15 protein-coding genes and 1 tRNA gene are annotated in these 15,795 nt (G+C 64.6%); 8 read left to right on the forward strand and 8 right to left on the reverse strand.

Translation table 11 applies throughout. From position 1 onward, the window contains the following. Positions 1-234 (forward strand): hypothetical protein (locus HCU64_RS16860; RefSeq protein ID WP_233385518.1); only part of this gene is annotated, 234 nt, incomplete at its 5' end. 130 nt (positions 235-364) lie between these two features. Here HCU64_RS16860 and HCU64_RS16865 read toward each other — a convergent pair. The 5 genes from HCU64_RS16865 to HCU64_RS16885 form a co-directional block, all read right to left on the reverse strand. Continuing rightward, entirely contained in the window at positions 365-2,083 is a 1,719-nt protein-coding gene (locus HCU64_RS16865) for an L-lactate permease (protein ID WP_233385293.1), read from the reverse strand. Between the two features lie 251 nt (positions 2,084-2,334). After that, positions 2,335-3,372, reverse strand: a complete 1,038-nt coding sequence (locus tag HCU64_RS16870; RefSeq protein WP_233385294.1) for a carbon-nitrogen hydrolase family protein — start codon at positions 3,370-3,372, stop codon at positions 2,335-2,337. Positions 3,373-3,417: 45 nt separating this feature from the next. Then, positions 3,418-4,542, reverse strand: a complete 1,125-nt coding sequence (locus tag HCU64_RS16875; RefSeq protein ID WP_267922444.1) for an enolase C-terminal domain-like protein — start codon at positions 4,540-4,542, stop codon at positions 3,418-3,420. A 10-nt stretch (positions 4,543-4,552) separates the two neighbouring features. Next, positions 4,553-5,014 (reverse strand): GlcG/HbpS family heme-binding protein, encoded by a 462-nt coding sequence (locus tag HCU64_RS16880; protein ID WP_233385297.1) that lies wholly within the window; start codon positions 5,012-5,014, stop codon positions 4,553-4,555. Between the two features lie 340 nt (positions 5,015-5,354). Further along, on the reverse strand, positions 5,355-6,524 hold the full coding sequence (locus HCU64_RS16885) for an alpha/beta fold hydrolase (RefSeq protein ID WP_233385298.1): 1,170 nt from the start codon (positions 6,522-6,524) through the stop codon (positions 5,355-5,357). A gap of 112 nt (positions 6,525-6,636) precedes the next feature. Here HCU64_RS16885 and HCU64_RS16890 point away from each other — a divergent pair, with 112 nt between their 5' ends. The 4 genes from HCU64_RS16890 (at position 6,637) to HCU64_RS16900 (ending at position 9,919) form a co-directional block, all read left to right on the forward strand. Further along, positions 6,637-7,212 carry a TetR/AcrR family transcriptional regulator gene (locus tag HCU64_RS16890; RefSeq protein WP_233385299.1) on the forward strand — a complete coding sequence of 192 codons (576 nt, stop codon included), beginning with the start codon at positions 6,637-6,639 and terminating at the stop codon, positions 7,210-7,212. A 502-nt stretch (positions 7,213-7,714) separates the two neighbouring features. Then, positions 7,715-7,906: a twin-arginine translocation signal domain-containing protein gene (locus tag HCU64_RS25645; protein WP_442785979.1), complete on the forward strand. Its 192-nt coding sequence runs from the start codon at positions 7,715-7,717 to the stop codon at positions 7,904-7,906. A gap of 36 nt (positions 7,907-7,942) precedes the next feature. Continuing rightward, positions 7,943-8,746, forward strand: a complete 804-nt coding sequence (locus HCU64_RS16895) for a fumarylacetoacetate hydrolase family protein (protein ID WP_233385300.1) — start codon at positions 7,943-7,945, stop codon at positions 8,744-8,746. 99 nt (positions 8,747-8,845) lie between these two features. Then, positions 8,846-9,919 (forward strand): alpha/beta hydrolase, encoded by a 1,074-nt coding sequence (locus HCU64_RS16900; protein WP_233385301.1) that lies wholly within the window; start codon positions 8,846-8,848, stop codon positions 9,917-9,919. A 270-nt stretch (positions 9,920-10,189) separates the two neighbouring features. Here the strand turns inward: HCU64_RS16900 and HCU64_RS16905 are convergent. After that, positions 10,190-10,264 (reverse strand) — tRNA-Gln (locus HCU64_RS16905). Positions 10,265-10,362: 98 nt separating this feature from the next. Here HCU64_RS16905 and HCU64_RS16910 point away from each other — a divergent pair. Both HCU64_RS16910 and HCU64_RS16915 read left to right on the forward strand, forming a co-directional pair. After that, positions 10,363-11,115, forward strand: a complete 753-nt coding sequence (locus HCU64_RS16910) for an SDR family oxidoreductase (RefSeq protein ID WP_233385302.1) — start codon at positions 10,363-10,365, stop codon at positions 11,113-11,115. Between the two features lie 103 nt (positions 11,116-11,218). Next, positions 11,219-12,838 (forward strand): peptide chain release factor 3, encoded by a 1,620-nt coding sequence (locus tag HCU64_RS16915; RefSeq protein ID WP_233385303.1) that lies wholly within the window; start codon positions 11,219-11,221, stop codon positions 12,836-12,838. A 30-nt stretch (positions 12,839-12,868) separates the two neighbouring features. Here the strand turns inward: HCU64_RS16915 and HCU64_RS16920 are convergent, their stop codons facing one another. Continuing rightward, positions 12,869-13,630 (reverse strand): ArsR/SmtB family transcription factor, encoded by a 762-nt coding sequence (locus HCU64_RS16920; RefSeq protein WP_233385304.1) that lies wholly within the window; start codon positions 13,628-13,630, stop codon positions 12,869-12,871. Between the two features lie 158 nt (positions 13,631-13,788). Here HCU64_RS16920 and HCU64_RS16925 point away from each other — a divergent pair, with 158 nt between their 5' ends. After that, positions 13,789-15,177: an MFS transporter gene (locus HCU64_RS16925; RefSeq protein ID WP_233385305.1), complete on the forward strand. Its 1,389-nt coding sequence runs from the start codon at positions 13,789-13,791 to the stop codon at positions 15,175-15,177. Here the strand turns inward: HCU64_RS16925 and HCU64_RS16930 are convergent. Then, positions 15,166-15,600, reverse strand: a complete 435-nt coding sequence (locus HCU64_RS16930; RefSeq protein WP_233385306.1) for a Tellurite resistance protein TerB — start codon at positions 15,598-15,600, stop codon at positions 15,166-15,168. The two genes, HCU64_RS16925 and HCU64_RS16930, sit on opposite strands and share 12 nt — an antisense overlap. Positions 15,601-15,795: the final 195 nt, after the last annotated feature.

Raw genomic sequence — 15,795 nt, forward strand, 5'->3', positions numbered from 1 at the left:
CAGCGTCGCGCCGAGATCGGCCCGGCTCTTCGGCAGGACCACGCCGGCCGGCATGATCTGGTAGATCGACGCATCCGTGCTGTAGCGACCGCGCGTGAACGCATCGAAACGAACATCACCCTGAAGAGCCGTCGCAAGGCTATTTTTCAGATCACCATTCATGAGGCCTCTCCAAACGCTTGCGATATCCGCTTCGATTCGGTCGATCTCCGTCGATGTGCCGGCATCGGCTAGAATTGGTTCGTAGATGAATTGTAATTAGCAAGCATTCGGCAAAATCATGCCTGCAAGGCAACAGCGGCAGCGTAGGGACAGCCCATCACGCTTTGCCGGCCCCGCCGGAGCGGGGCCGACGTCGCTTTCGTCATTCGACGATCATCAGCGTGAACGGCCAGACATAGGCCTGGAGTGTCACGAACCCACCGACTAGGCAGGCGAGAATAATGGAGTGCCAGAAGACGAACCGCAGGATCTCGCCTTCCTTTCCGCGGTAGTTGGTGGCCGTGGCAGCCACGACGATCGACTGCGCGTCGATCATCTTGCCCATGACACCGCCCGAGGTATTCGCCGCTCCCATCAGGATCGGGGACAGCCCAAGTTGCTGGGCAGCCGTCTTCTGGAGACCGCCGAACAGGACGTTCGAGGCCGTGTCGGACCCGGTCAGGGCGACGCCGAGCCAGCCAAGCAGAGTCCCGAAGAACGGGTAGAGCATCCCCGTCGCCGCGAAGGCCAATCCGACGGTGGCGTCGAGCCCCGAATACTTGGTCAGCGTGCCGAGCGAGAGCATGGCTGCGACCGTGATCAGCGAGTGGCGCAAGGCCCAGAGCGTCTCGCCATAGGCTCGCAGCAGCTTGAGCGGCGAGAACTTCATCAGAAGACCGACAACCAGGGCTGCGAAGAAGATTCCGGTGCCCGTCATCGTAACGATGTTGAAGCTGAACACCGCCCGTTCGAGGCTCGCGGCCGGGACGACCGGAGGGACCTTCTGGATCAGCTGATCCAGGCCGGCGATCGGCCATTTCGGCGCGAAGATCGGCATCGCCCAATCCTTGAAGGTCTGGGTTCCCCATACGAAGACGAAGGCGCAGAGAATGACCCAGGGCAGCCAGGCCTGGATCAGCGATGCCCGGTCGGCGCTCGGTTTCACCAGGCTTGCCGGGGTCGCGGCGGCGCCCAACGACAGAGCGGGCTGGACTTCGACAAGGCCTCCCTCGGCGTGCCCCCGAAGCCGAGGGCTTGTCCAGATCGTCTTCGGGCTCCAGACCCGGAGAAACGCCATCAGCGCCGTCATGGACACGATGGCCGCGGCGACGTCGACGAGCCACGGGCCATGATAGTTGGACACCAGAAACTGGACGCCCGCGAAGGATCCGCCGCAGACCAGGATGGCCGGCCAAATCTCCAGGGTGGCGCGTCTGCCGGCGAAGGCCCAGACCAGCCAGAACGGCACGAGCAACGAGAAGAGCGGCAGTTGCCGCCCGACCATCGCTCCGAGCTTGATCGCATCGATATCCGTATTGCCCGAGAGGTGCATGACGGAGGCCAGCGTCACGATCGGCGTGCCGAGCGCGCCGAAGGCCACCGGCGCCGTGTTCGCGATCAGTGCCAGCCCGGAGGCCGCCAGCGGAGAGAAGCCCAGGCCGATCAGGATGGCGCCCGTCACGGCGACGGGCGTGCCGAAGCCGGCAGCGCCTTCGAAGAAGGCACCGAAGCAGAAGGCGATCAGAAGCAATTGCAGCCGTCGGTCCGGCACCAGGCCGGCGAGATGCGACTGCAATGTCTGGAAGGATCCGTTCTCCACCGTGAGGCGGTATAGGAAGATCACGTTGAGGATGATCCACCCGATCGGGAACAGCCCGTTCAGGCCGCCCAGGAGAGCGGCTTTGCCGGCCATCTCGACCGGCATCGTGAAGACGAGCACGGAGACCGCCATGGCCGCGGCAAGCGCGATCAGGGCGGCGAGATGGGCCTGGATGTGCCCGAAGGCGATAAGGCCGAGGAGGATGACGATCGGCAGGGCCGCGACGACTGTCGAGATCGCGCTGTTGCCAAACGGATCGTAGAGCTGGCTCCACACGGTCATGGCTGACCTCCCTGTTGTTCGATTGTTGTCGTTGAGGGCGGCTCCCGTTCGCCGGAGGCCGCAGGTCCGGGCCTGCTTCACCGCACCCCGCGAGGAGGGCTTGGCCGAGGCCGGATGGCGTCCGGACGGCGCATCGATGTGGAAGGTCGGATCTCGCTCCGCGGTGGCTCACGCGGAGTCGGGGCGGATGGCGGCCGCCCCGTTTGCCGCGATCGTGATGGCGTCACGATCGGGCCGGCATGCGCACCCCGTCAGCGCGCCTCTTCGGCGGCGAGCGAGGCCTGGAGGTCGCCCTCGAAATCCGGTGGCGACAGGTCGTTGACGAACTCGGCGGCTGCGTTCGCGCGGCGGTTCACCTTGAACTCGAAGACATCGAACCTGTTGTAGTAACCCACCACGTCCTGGAACTGCTTCGGCACCACGCATTGCGCCAAGTCGATATCCGCGTAAGCGATGCCCTCTTCCTCCTTGAGGACCTCGCTGATCGGAGCGCCGCCGGGGCCGAAGATCAGGGAGACGCTCTTCGAGGCCTCTTCCAGCAATTGGCGCGCGCGGGAATTGTCGCGGCTGATCAGGTCGATGGCATCCGGCGGCAGGAAGCCGGAGGCGACTATGTTGAACAGCTTGCCTTCGAAGGCGTGAGCGCCCGCGCGCAGCCGGATTGCGGCCTCGAGGTCGTAGGCGGCCTCGCCCGGCGGATGGGTCGGCCAGCGCGGTGAGAACGAGGAGATGTGGACGTTCTCGCCCTGTGCGAGCAGCGCGAAACGCGCCAGGCCGTTCGTGTTCTCGCCGCAGACGAGCGCACCGATGCGGCCGACACGGGTATCGACCACGCGCAGGCCGCTCCCGTCGCCATTCGCCCAGGTCAGCTTCTCCCAGTAGGTCGGCACGAGCTTGCGGTGAACGTTGAGCAGCGAGCCGTCGTCACCGATCAGGACGTTGGTGTCCCAGACGCAGCCGTCGCTGATCGGCGAGGCTTCGTTGATGCCGATGGAGACGAAGACGCCGTGCTTCCTCGCCGTGGAGCGCAGGCGCGCGATCTCGGGACCGTCGATCAACACCGAGGAACCGGCGAGCTTGCAGAAGAACTCGTGGGTGTCGACCGGCGCCCAGACGCCGGACCAGACGGGGAACGAGGCGATATAGGCTTCCGGGAAGGCGATGAGTTCGGCGCCCTTGCGTGCGGCCTCGGCGATCCAGGCGCAGGCCTTGTCGACCGTGGCATCCGCATCGAAGTAGACCGGCGCGGCATGGCAGGCCGCCGCCTTGAAGCGGGGGTAGGACTTCATCGGACCATCTCCTCGGATCGTTTTTTGGCGTGGTGGTGGGCCGTGTCAGGCCGCGAAATCGGCGATTGCCGCCTCGTCCCAGCTGATCCCGAGACCCGGCTCGTCGCCCGGCCGCACATGCCCGTCATGGACCGGCAGGGTCCTGGCCAGGATCGGATCTGCGAGGCCGAAATATTCGACGAGGTGCGCCGTCGGCGTCGCGCACATCAGATGCGCGCTCGCTTCCTGGAAGAAGTGGTTGCTGACGGGGACGCCGTGCGCATGACACAGGGCGCTGGCGCCGAGCCATCCGGTGACGCCGCCGACCTTCACCAGGTCGGGCATCATGAGGTCGGAGGCGTGGAGCTCGATGGACTCGCGGACGTCGCGCGGCCCCCAGAGGTTCTCGCCGGTCTGGATCGCGGTTGCGGTCTTGGCCGTGATCCGCGCGTGCCCCCGCATGTCGTCGTAGCGTGTCGGCTCCTCGATCCAGCCGAGGCCCTCGTCGTCGAGGGCGCGGCAGCGCCGCAGCGCCTCCGGGACCGTGAGCGACTGGTTGTAATCGACGAGGAGGTCGACGGCGCCGAGCGCGTGCTTGACCGCCCGAACGACGGCAACGTCCTCCGCCAGGGTGGGGTAGCCGATCTTGATTTTGACGGCGGTGAAGCCCTGCTCCGCAGCGCTGGCGGCGAGCCGCACCGACTCGTCCTGGCCGTCCATTCCGAAGCTCGCATAGGCACGCAGAGGCTTCGCGGTCGCTCCGAGCAACCGGTAGAGCGGCCGATCGAGGATCTTCGCGTGGGCATCCCACAGGGCGACGTCGATGGCCGCCAGGGCCATGTCGAGAAGCCCACGGGTCCCGAGGAGCACGAAGCGCGACCGCAAGCTCTCCATGATCTGGACTGGCTCGAGCTCCGCACCTTCGAGAAGCGGCAGCAGATTGCGCAGCAGCTCGGTCAGGCCGGGCAGCGCCAACGGCGTGTAGGCGAAGGCATAGCCGTGCCCGACGTCACCGCCATCCGTCTCGATATCGACGAGAACCAGCGGCGCGCTCGTCATCGTGCCTGTCGCCGTACGGAGCGGCGAGGAGAGGGGAGCCTTCACCGCGCGGACGCGCGACCTTCGGATCCGGCTGCCATGCGCCAAAGACTCCGGTTCTGGGGACGGCTGCAGCGACGAAGCTGGGCTCATCGTTCGATCCTCACGGTACGAGGGCGGCGATGCCGGCCTTGGCGATCACCTCGTCATGGTCGGGCGTGTCGGCGGACACGCCGATCGCACCGACGATCCGACCGTTGACGCTGATCGGAAGCCCTCCGCGCATCAGCACGAAGCCGCGGGCCGACAGGGCTGCAGGACGTTGTCCGTTGATCGCATCCTCGAGAGCGCCGCTCGGCCTCCGAAACAAGGCCGCCGTGCGCGCCTTGCCGGGCGCGAGTTCGACGCCCGCCGGCACGGCGGCGTCATCCATTCGTTCCAGAACAATCGGCAGGCCGCTGCTATCGACAACGGCGATGACGCAGGGCCAGTGCTCGGCCTGCGCCTTGGCCTGAGCGGCCTTCAGGACCACGCGGGCCGCTTCGAGGGTCAGCACCGGCTGGACCGGCAGCGTCTGAGCCAGGGCGCCTCCGACGCTACATGTCCCGACGAGAACGGAGGCCACGCAAGTCCGAAGCAATCGAAGCACGGGTCATCTCCGTTTGAGACCGTGCTCTATTTCTGAAGCGCCCGTCTTCCGATGTCATTGCCGGCTCCGTTCGATTTAATTAGTCGCAGACTAATTCTCGCGGAGGCCGGTACGGCTATTGTAGCTCACCGTGCGCCGTCGGAATCGGCAACTCAGACTGTGCAGTTCGTCAACACGACATCGACCGGACTTCCCGAATACCGATGCGTTATGGCGAGGGCGCCACGGGCCCTGCCGGTCCTACGACGGCCCGGCCCTATGGCTTTCCGTATCGCCATCCATGCCGAGGCCGCCGGTCGGCGATCGAAAACGAAATCTAGCGCGTCGACGTGGCGGACTGCGTCTCGATCCACTTCATGAACTCACCAACATGGCCCGCCCAGAGCGCGGGATGGGCCATCGTGAGATGACCGAACGAGTCAGGCGACCCCTTCTGTACGACTGAACGCCCGTTTGCGACCTTCTTCATGGACTGTTGCAGGATCTGCAGACGGTCTGGGTTGAACTCGTCGTCGTCGAAGTTCAGGGCGAAAACCTTTGTCTTGACCTCACTGAGCTTCGGCTCCGGGTTGTAGTCTTGCGACGACTCGAGCGAGTAGAGAATGTCGTTCGGGTCGGAGGACGGTCCCGGCTTGCTGATCGCTTCGATAAAGGCGTCCGCTGATTTCACATCCGGAATCGCTTTCTGGAAGCGAGGAACGCCGTCGATCATCAACCTGATGAACTGCTGAGCCTGAACGTATCCTCTGGTGGTGGTCGCATAGCCGTTGCTCTGCCACTCGGGATCGTTGCGGATGATCGCAGCGGCCATGCGCCGCCAAAGAAGATTCCGGCCGGAAATCGGTACCGGGAACGCGACGACCGGCATGATCGCGCTGACCTGATCCGGATACGCCTCGGCCCATTGCCAAGCGTTCATTCCGCCCATCGACATGCCAAGAATGGCACGGAGTCGTTTGATCCCCAGAGTTTCGGTGACAAGTTTATGCTGTAGATCAACGATGTCGGTGTAGCCGTAGCGCGGAAACTTGTTTCTTAGGCCGTCGCTAGGCTTTGTCGACTGCCCGTGACCGAGGTTGTCCGGTACGATGAGATAATACTTGCTTGCGTCGAGAGGCTTGCCATCGGCAAACAGGGACTGCTTGTACTCTGGGGTCAAGACCGATGCGCCACTGTTTCCTGTCCAATGGAGAACCATAATCGCGTTGTCGATATTACCCGTTGCATCGCGATGAGGATTGCCAAGTGTCGCGAAGTGGAGACGCAGCCTTTCGATCGTCTCGCCGCTCCGCAGTCGGTAATTATCATAGATCGCGTCGGATTCCTTTTGCTGGAGCAAGTTTGATACTTGCTTCTTGCTTGTTTCCTGCGCAGCGCTCGGCGCAAGACAGCTTGATAGAACGACAAGCGCCGCGGCGGCTTTGAAACTCAGTGCGCTTGGCCTCTGCAGAGACTGTGCGGCCTTCAGAACGGCGGTTATCGGCATCGGATCGCGCTCCCAATCGGGCCCTACTGCCAACCTCAGCATTGGACAACGATTGCGACCGCAATTATAGTTTTTTGATTACGATCGCAATCAAAAATCCGAGGGAGCGGCGATGGCGCGGGTCAGCAAGGAGCAAACGCAACAGAACCGCGAGCTTCTGCTCGACGCGGCGGGCCGCCTGTTCCGCGAGCATGGTATCGACGGGATCGGCGTTGCGGATCTCAGCAAGGCCGCCGGCATGACACACGGCGCGCTCTATTCGCGCTTCGGTTCGAAGGACTCGTTGGCCGCGGAGGCCTTTGCTCACGGACACGAGCAAAGCGAGAGTCGGATGGACGATGAGATCGGCAGCAGGCCGAGCCTGGAACAGATCATTGCATTCTACGTGTCACCTCGACAGCGCGACAATCTCGCAAACTGCTGCCCAATGCTCGCATCCGCCAGCGAAGCGACGAGGCAGTCGGATGCTTTGAGGACTGAGTTCGCGACCGCGTATCGCCGTCTCAGCAATAAGATCGAAGCCGCTATCGACGTGCCGACCGAGGAAACTCAGAAAAGCCGGCTCATTGCAGCAGCCATGATCGGTATCGTCGCGGTTGCCAGAGCCCTGAGTTCGGTCGATCCGCAGGGTTCGGATGACTTGCTCTCGAGCGCGCCGTCGATCCTGTCAGGTATCGCTGCGCCTTGAGCCGACCAGCCTGACTTACGACGTGAAGTTTGCAGCGTCGGCCGCAGCAGGCTACAACCCGGCGCCCAGACAAAAAAGGCCACTCCCGAAGGAGCGGCCCGAAGTCTAGGGAGGAAACGCCCAAGAAGGGCTGCAAAATCGCGACGCCATCGCGATCTCACGCATCAGAAATTATATGCTGCACCGCACAATGCAAGTCGCACGCCCTATGCGCGCGGCGCATGAAGCTGCGCCGGTATGCCTCGCGGCTTCGCCGTCTTCCTCGGAACGCTAGCCGCCGGCATCGGATTCGGGCTCAATCTTAGGGGCAATGATCGCAAGCCGAGTGCAGCCTGAGGTCAAGCAAGGAGCCAATCGGCGGGTGATCAAGCAGACTTGATCGACACGGGCGAGCCGGCTGCGTTTTTTGAATACATTTTCCTTGTGCTCGCCGGCGCGTGTCGCCGATGCTCCGAAAATGCGCATCGCTTCGCCGAAAAGCGAGCGCATCGGAGGATGAGCCATGAGCACGCGACGGGACTTTCTGCATTTGACGGCAGCGGCAACGGCACTGGGAGCTCTCTCGGGACCCGCAGCAGCGCAGGAAACGGCCTCGAACGCAGGTCGTCCCATCCCTCCAGTCGGCAACGACGTCCTCCGTCTCGTCACCTTCCTGCCTTCGTCCGACAGCACGCCACGGGTCGGAGTCGTGTAAAAAGATGGGCGCGTCGTCGACCTGACGCGAGTTGGGGTGCCCGGCTTCGACGCATCCAGAATGGTTTCGCTGATCGAAGCTGGCCCGAAAGTGCTTGAACTCGTCCGCCGCGCCGCGGCTGCTGGTGACGGCCCACATGTCGAAACCGTTCGTCTTCTGGCGCCGATCCCGACGCCGACACGTAACATCTATGCGGTTGGTTGGAATTATCTCGAGCACTTCGCCGAAGGACAGGCGGCCCGCGGTACCAACATGGAATACCCTGCTCACCCCGTGTTCTTCACCAAGGGCGTCAATACGGTGAACGGACCCTATGATCCGATCCCGTATGATCCTCAGATCTCTACTGCGATCGACTGGGAAGTGGAGCTCGCCGTCATCATCGGCAAGGAAGGGCGAAACATCTCGGAAGCGGACGCCATGAGCCACGTCTTCGGCTATAGTGTCATCAACGACACCACTGCGCGTGACATGCAGATCAAGCTCCATGGGGGGCAGTGGTTCAAGGGTAAGAGTGTCGATAAACATGGGCCGATCGGCCCGTGGATCGTGCCCGCGGCAGACCTCGATCCAGGCGACCTTCATCTCAAGACGCGGATCAATGGGGTCGTGAAACAAGATGCCTCTACCAAGCAGATGTACTTCAAAGTCGCCCGCATCATCGCGGAACTCTCACACGGTCTGACACTGGTGCCCGGAGACATCATCGCGACCGGAACGCCCCCTGGCATCGGCAACGCCCGCAAGCCGCCAGAATATCTCAAGCCAGGAGATGTCATGGAGACCGAGATCATCGGCATCGGCACATTGCGGAACGTGATCCAGGCCGTGCCTGCTTAAGTCTTGCACTGACCGGGTATAGACTTTCCCGGAAGGGAAGCTCGGTCAGTACTCATTGAAGAACAAGGCCCCAGTAGCGGGCCCACTCGGGAGGATTTAATGCTGAAAAGCGGGCCGAGGATTCTTGCTGCCGCTGCTGCGGCGATCACCGGATGTGTGCTGCTTGGCATGACGCCGTGCCGCTCGCTCGCCCAATCCGGACCGTCGGGCATTGTTACCGAGGAGATGATGGTCCCGGCCACGGACGAAGGCATCAGCCTCTACGTCCGTAACAAGCATCCCGCGGGGATATCCAAGTTTCGGCCAGAGCGGACGTTGCTTTTCGTGCACGGCTCGACCTACCCGGCTGAGACCTCCTTCGATCTACCGCTGGCCGGCCGCTCGTGGATGGATGAGATCGCGGCCAAGGGCTACGACGTCTATCTCGTCGATCTGCGCGGGTATGGACGCTCGACGCGCCCACCGGAGATGTCGCAGGCGCCGGAGGCTAACGGACCGATCGTCCGCACCGAAACGGCGGTCAAGGATGTCGGCAGCGCCGTCGATGCCATCCTAAAGCGCCGGGGTCTCGCGAAGCTCGATCTGATGGGGTGGTCCTGGGGCACGACCATCATGGCGAGCTACACGACGCAGCATCCCGACAAGGTCTCGCGCCTCGTTCTCTATGCTCCCCAGTGGATTCGGACGACACCTAGCCCGATGGCGACGGGATCGGGTCCACTCGGAGCCTATCGCTCCGTCACGAAGCAGACAGCACATGAGCGTTGGCTGACCGGTGTCCCGCATGACAAGGTCGATAGCCTGATTCCGGCAGGATGGTTCGAGCAATGGGCCGCTGCCACCTTCGCGACCGATCCGATCGGCGCGAAGGCCGAGCCGGCCGTGATCCGGGCTCCCAACGGCACGGTTGCCGACGCCAAGGATTACTGGTCCTCGAACAAGCCGGTTTATGACCCCGCGAAGATCGTCGTCCCGACGCTCCTGGTGGGTGCGGAATGGGATCGAGACTGCCCGGCCTACATGCGCCAAGCCCTTTTCCCGCTGCTCGTGAACGCGCCGGGAAAACGCTATATCGAGCTCGCCGAAGGCACCCATACCATTCTGATGGAAAAGAACAGGCTCGAGCTGTTCCGGGCCGTCCAGACCTTTCTCGACGAAGGCGGTGGTAGCTGACGCTCCAACGTGGAGATTATTTTGATCTTCGCGCCCGCAGGCAATCACGCCGTCGCCAGGTCGGGAGAAGGCTAGAGGCTGACAACTCTGATCCCAGACACCATCCGCCGAACCCTCTCGCCTACGAGCCAAGGGCCTCAAGCTCGATGGCCCCGATGTGAGGAACGACACTGGGCCTGCGTGTCAGGATGGTGCCGCAGGTGTGCGTAGCTGAGCCGAGGTGGGATGCTCAGGCAGAAAAACGCAGGTGTTTCAAAGGCTGAAGCAATGTGGCTGGGGCGGGAGGATTCGAACCTCCGAATGCCGGTACCAAAAACCGGTGCCTTACCACTTGGCGACGCCCCATCGCGCTAGGCTGGGCGTGTCTAGACGGCGTCCGTGATGCTTGCAACTGGGCACGAGCGGCGCGAAACCGCCATCCGGCGTGTTTCGAGGGGCAGGACATGAGCGGCGGCATCGGGATCGTGACGGGAGCCGGCTCGGGCATCGGCCGGGCCGTGGCGCTGGCACTGGCGGCTGCTGGCTGGCGCCTGGCGCTGACCGGGCGGCGGCGCGAGCGGTTGGAGGCGGTGGAGCGCGAGATCCGCGCGGCTGGCGGCGAGGCTTTCAGCATCTCTGCCGATGTCGGCGACGCGAAGGCGGTCGACGGAGTCGTCGCCGAGGTGGTCGCGCGCTACGGTCGGCTCGACCTGCTGTTCAACAATGCTGGGATCTTCACCCCGGCGGTGCCGGTGGACGAGATCAGCGATGCCGACTGGCTCGGCTCCGTCACCACCAACCTGACCGGCGCCTTCTACTGCACGCGCGCTGCCTTCCGACAGATGAGGGCGCAGTCGCCGCAGGGCGGGCGGATCATCAACAACGGCTCCATCGCCGCCACCGTCCCCCGGCCGAACTCGGCGCCCTATACGGCGACCAAACACGCCATCACCGGGCTCACACGCTCCACCGCGCTGGATGGGCGACCCTACAAGATCGCCTGCGGCCAGATCGACGTCGGCAATGCCGAGACCGAGATGACGATCACGTTCAAGGACGGTGCACGACAGGCCGACGGCTCGATGAAGCCGGAAGCGGTGATGGATGCCCGCCATGCCGGAGATGCTGTCGTCTACATGGCTGGGCTGCCCCTCGATGCCAACGTGCTGTTCATGACGGTGATGGCGACGACGATGCCGTATGTCGGGCGCGGCTGAGCCCGCAGCGGTCTTTGCGCGGGCGAAGCGGAACGCGTAGAGAGCGCACTCTACCCATAGGACCTCCCACGAGCGGCCGCCCCACAGGCGGCCGGTGCCCGCCATGCTGATGCAGACTGATCCCAAACCCGCAGCCGTGAAGGAGACCGATCCGGTCGCGCGGCGGCGTACCTTCGCGATCATCTCGCACCCGGATGCCGGCAAGACCACGCTCACCGAAAAACTGCTGCTGTTCGGCGGCGCCATCCAGCTTGCCGGCGAGGTGAAGGCCAAGCGCAACCGTGTCTCGACCCGCTCGGACTGGATGGGCATCGAGAAGGAGCGCGGCATCTCGGTCGTCACTTCGGTGATGACCTTCGAATACGGCGACTGCGTCTTCAACCTGCTCGACACGCCGGGCCACGAGGACTTCTCGGAGGATACATATCGGACGCTGACGGCCGTCGACTCGGCGGTGATGGTGATCGACGCGGCCAAGGGCATCGAGGCGCGCACCCGCAAGCTGTTCGAGGTTTGCCGGCTCCGTGACATTCCGATCGTCACCTTCGTGAACAAGCTCGATCGGGAGGCGCGCGACCCCTTCGAGTTGCTCGACGAGATCGAGAAGACGCTGGCGCTCGACGTTGCGCCGGTCACTTGGCCGATCGGCCGGGGGCGCTCCTTCGCCGGTACCTACGATCTCGGCAACAATCGCGTGCGCAGGCTCGATGCTGCGGACGATGCCGGCACCGTAGCGGTATCCGGCATCGACGACCCGCTCTTCGACGAACTCTTGAAGGAACAGGGCGAGGCCGCGACCTGGCGCGAGGAAGCGGAGCTTGCCGAGGGCGGCCTCAAGCGCTTCGATCTGACAGCCTTCCGCGAAGGCCACCTCACGCCGGTCTTCTTCGGTTCTGCGCTCCGCAATTTCGGCGTGCGCGATCTCATCGACGGGCTCGCCCGCGTCGCGCCGCCGCCGCGCGGGCAGGATGCCGACAAGCGCCGCATCGAGCCGAACGAGCCGAAGATGACGGGCTTCGTGTTCAAGATCCAAGCGAACATGGATCCGAACCACCGTGACCGCATCGCCTTCATGCGTGTCTGCTCGGGCCAGCTCCGCCGCGGCATGAAGGCCAAGCTCGTGCGCACCGGAAAGCCGATCCCGCTCACGGCGCCGCAATTCTTCTTTGCCCAGGACCGTGCCATCGCTGACGAGGCCCATGCTGGCGACGTCGTCGGTATCCCGAACCACGGAACGCTCCGCATCGGAGACACGCTCACCGAGGGCGAGGAGCTCATCTTCCGCGGTGTCCCGAGCTTCGCTCCCGAGATCATGCGCCGGATCAAGCTGACCGACGCGATGAAGGCCAAGAAGCTGAAGGAAGCTCTCCAGCAGATGGGCGAGGAGGGCGTCGTCCAGGTCTTCATCCCGCAGGACGGCTCTCAGGCGATCGTCGGCGTCGTCGGTGCGCTGCAGCTCGACGTGCTGAAGGAGCGGTTGCAGGCGGAATACGGCTTGCCGATCGACTACGAGATGAGCCGCTTCTCGGTCTGTCGCTGGATCGAGTCGGATTCGGAGGCCGAGCTGGACAAGTTCGTCGATTCCCACGGGTCGTCGATGGCCAAGGATCTCGACGGCGCACCGGTCTTCATGGCGACGACCGCGTTCTCGCTGCGCTACGAGGAAGAGCGCTGGGAGAAAGTGCGCTTCACGGACGTGAAGGACTACCAGAAGGCGGTCTGACCGCCCGCACCATCTTCACGGTAGTCGCAGCTATCCACGGAATGCGGTCGATGACGAAGACTCGACCGCCTCGTCTCCGGCTCGCAACGATGAGAGCGCGATCCCGAATGTCGCGTCGAGTCCGGCATAGCCTTTCGGCGTGATCGTCACGGCCCGGCTATCTTTCGCGCGCGTGATCCAATCCAACTCTTCGCAGCGCATGCAAAGGGCGGCGCCGAGTCGCCCGGCGAGATGCGTGCGCCGCTCGCTCCAATCGACACAAGTCCTGCAGAGCGGGCGAGTGCTGCGCCTGCCGGACGTCAGATCGATGCCGAAGTCGCGTAGGAACCTCTCGCCAGAGTTGGTGACGGCGCCTGCGCCGTCCTCGAGGACAAGGTGGCCGTGCCCCACGAGCGCATCGCTCAGGGCCACGCCGATACGGCCGGCGAGATGGTCGTAACAGGTGCGGGCCTCGCGCATCGCTTCGTCGCGCGGACCCGGCGGGCGGTGACGGATCGGACCGACCGAAACCAGCACCATCAGTGCCTCGATGGCATGCGCCACCTCGGGTGAGGCCAGTCGGAAATAGCGATGTCGCCCTTGTTTCTCCGCCGTGATGAGTTTGAGGGCATCGAGCTTGGCGAGATGGCCGCTCGTCGTCTGCGGCGTAATCCCGGCCTCCCAGGCGAGCTCACCCGCCGTATGGGCGCGCCCGTCGGCGAGTGCGGCGAGGATGGTGGCGCGGGCGGTGTCGCCGATGGCGGCGGCAACCTCGGCGACCGCGCTGCCTGAGGCGAAGGTCGATCCGGTCATGAGCGCAAGAATAGGGACGCCGGGCAAACAGGTCACGGGAGAATGCTTCGGCCGTGACCGAACCGTTCTGCGATGACCGAACCCGTTTGGGCTGGCATCGTTTCGCTCGTCCGGCGGCTATCCGTCGGCGGTGTTTGATGGAAGCCCAAGGATCGGAGATGGACGGCGATCGGACGAACCACCCGGCTGCAGGAGGGCAGCCGTCCCCGCTTGGCATCGTCATTGCGCCCACCGGCTTCGCCTTCCTGCTCGTTCAGCTCGATGTCTCGATCGTCAACGTCGCGCTCGCGGCGATGGGGAGCGGGTTGGGTGCCAGCGTCGATGGGCTGCAATGGATCGTCGACGCCTACACGCTCGCCTTTGCCGCGCTGTTGCTTTTCGCGGGCACGCTCGGCGACCGCGTCGGAGCGCGGAAAGTCTTTCTCAGCGGCTTTGGGTTGTTCATCGCGTCATCCGCCGCCTGCGGCCTGTCGACGAGCCTCACAAGCCTCGTCTCGGCGCGTGTGATGCAGGGCGCGGGAGCTGCCCTGATGGTGCCGTCCTCGCTGGCCCTGCTCAACCATGCCTGCGCAGAGGATGCCGCGGCGCGGTCCCGAGCCGTTGGACTGTGGACCGCAGCGGGCAGCATCGGGCTCGCGACCGGCCCCATGCTCGGCGGTCTGCTCGTCGACGCGTTCGGCTGGCGCAGCGTGTTTCTGGTCAACGTGCCGATCGGCATTCTCGGGATCGCGACGACGCTGTTTTTCGTCCGCGAGGCAGGGCGTCGCGCGGGACGTTTCGATGCGGCAGGCCAACTGCTCGGTATCGTCTCACTGGTGGCGATCGTCGGCGCGGCGATCGAAGCCGGACCGCGCGGATGGCTGTCGCCGATCCCGATCGCCGCCCTGGCAACCGCACTTTCGGCGGCCGGTGCCTTCGTCTGGGTCGAGCGGTGCAGCCGCGACCCGATGCTGCCGCTCGGATTCTTTCGCGATCCGTCCTTCAGCGCGGCAACCTTCGTCGGGCTCTGCGTGAACCTGACGCTTTACGGCATTCTGTTCGTGCTGAGCCTCTACCTGCAGCACGAGCGCGGCTATTCGCCGGCGGAGGCTGGCCGTGCCTTCCTCCCGTTCACCGTCGTGCTGGGCTTGGCCAATGTCTTCGCCGGTCGGGCCAGCGGGCGGATCGCGGCGCGGACGCTGATGATCGGCGGCCTTTCGATGGCCGTCGTGTCCTACGTGGCGCTGGCGTTCCTGGGCGCAGCGCGAGTTCCGATCGTCCTGCAAGGCTGCCTGATCGGGTTGTCATTCGGCATCGGGATCACAGTGCCGACGATGACAAGCTCGCTGCTCTCTCGCGTGCCGCCCCAGCGAGGCGGCGTCGCTTCGGGCGTGCTGAACACGGTCAGGCAGGCCGGCGGCGCGCTCGGCGTTGCCCTGTTCGGCACGATGCTGGCGGCCGATGCGCAGGCGGGCCTGCGCGTGGCTCTGCTGGTCTCGGCGTCCCTGCTCGCAGCCGCTGCCGTCGCGGTCTGGCTCGCAGGTCGCGCCGAGGCCTCAGCCCAGTAGAGCGACCTTGTCGACGTCGAGCGCCTCGGCCAGCGCATCGAGCACCTTGTGCTCGGTATCGGTCACGCCGCCCTTGTCCGCCACATCGGCCGCGATGAGGAAGACGTGCTGGCGGTGCTCCAGCGGCCGGTCGGCCACGGCGGCGACGAGCGTCATGTTCTCGAGCCGGCCGGCCCGCAGTTCGGCCCGCGCCAGCGCCTCGTAGAGCTCTTTCTCGAGGGCGAGCGTGTCGTAGGATTTCGCGAGGATCGGGTTGGCCCGCATGCTGACGAGAGCGGCTTCGATCTCTTCCTCGTCAGTCTCGCCATCGGCAACGATGATGTTGGCGGCCGCCGCGACGGCTGCCTGCATGAATACGGAATCGCCGGCATAGGACATGACGGCGCGATTGATGCGGACGAGCGCATCCTGAAAGAACCCCATCACGGTCTCCTCGCGGCGGCCGCTCGGCCGTCCAAGCCCTTGCTTGGATACATGGTTCGCCGCCGCGCGCCTTCGCGTCAAGACACGCTTGCGGGGAGTTCGGCGGATGTGAAGGGCGATCAGTACCGACGCGCTCCGGGCACGGCCACGCCGTGCCGTCAGCCGAGTCGATGGTCCCGCCGGTGAAGCGATCCC

The sequence above is a fragment of the Methylobacterium sp. C25 genome, from assembly GCF_021352225.1.
In the GTDB taxonomy this organism is placed as follows: domain Bacteria; phylum Pseudomonadota; class Alphaproteobacteria; order Rhizobiales; family Beijerinckiaceae; genus Methylobacterium.

Bases quoted from the DNA above. Each gene is read 5' to 3' on its own strand.
- HCU64_RS16900 (WP_233385301.1), top strand. From the start codon at position 8,846: ATGCTGAAAAGCGGGCCGAGGATTCTTGCTGCCGCTGCTGCGGCGATC.
- HCU64_RS16865 (WP_233385293.1), bottom strand. From the start codon at position 2,083: ATGACCGTGTGGAGCCAGCTCTACGATCCGTTTGGCAACAGCGCGATC.
- HCU64_RS16920 (WP_233385304.1), bottom strand. From the start codon at position 13,630: ATGACCGGATCGACCTTCGCCTCAGGCAGCGCGGTCGCCGAGGTTGCC.
- HCU64_RS25645 (WP_442785979.1), top strand. From the start codon at position 7,715: ATGAGCACGCGACGGGACTTTCTGCATTTGACGGCAGCGGCAACGGCA.
- HCU64_RS16870 (WP_233385294.1), bottom strand. From the start codon at position 3,372: ATGAAGTCCTACCCCCGCTTCAAGGCGGCGGCCTGCCATGCCGCGCCG.
- HCU64_RS16875 (WP_267922444.1), bottom strand. From the start codon at position 4,542: ATGAGCCCAGCTTCGTCGCTGCAGCCGTCCCCAGAACCGGAGTCTTTG.
- HCU64_RS16885 (WP_233385298.1), bottom strand. From the start codon at position 6,524: ATGCCGATAACCGCCGTTCTGAAGGCCGCACAGTCTCTGCAGAGGCCA.
- HCU64_RS16915 (WP_233385303.1), top strand. From the start codon at position 11,219: ATGCTGATGCAGACTGATCCCAAACCCGCAGCCGTGAAGGAGACCGAT.
- HCU64_RS16925 (WP_233385305.1), top strand. From the start codon at position 13,789: ATGGACGGCGATCGGACGAACCACCCGGCTGCAGGAGGGCAGCCGTCC.
- HCU64_RS16890 (WP_233385299.1), top strand. From the start codon at position 6,637: ATGGCGCGGGTCAGCAAGGAGCAAACGCAACAGAACCGCGAGCTTCTG.
- HCU64_RS16910 (WP_233385302.1), top strand. From the start codon at position 10,363: ATGAGCGGCGGCATCGGGATCGTGACGGGAGCCGGCTCGGGCATCGGC.
- HCU64_RS16930 (WP_233385306.1), bottom strand. From the start codon at position 15,600: ATGGGGTTCTTTCAGGATGCGCTCGTCCGCATCAATCGCGCCGTCATG.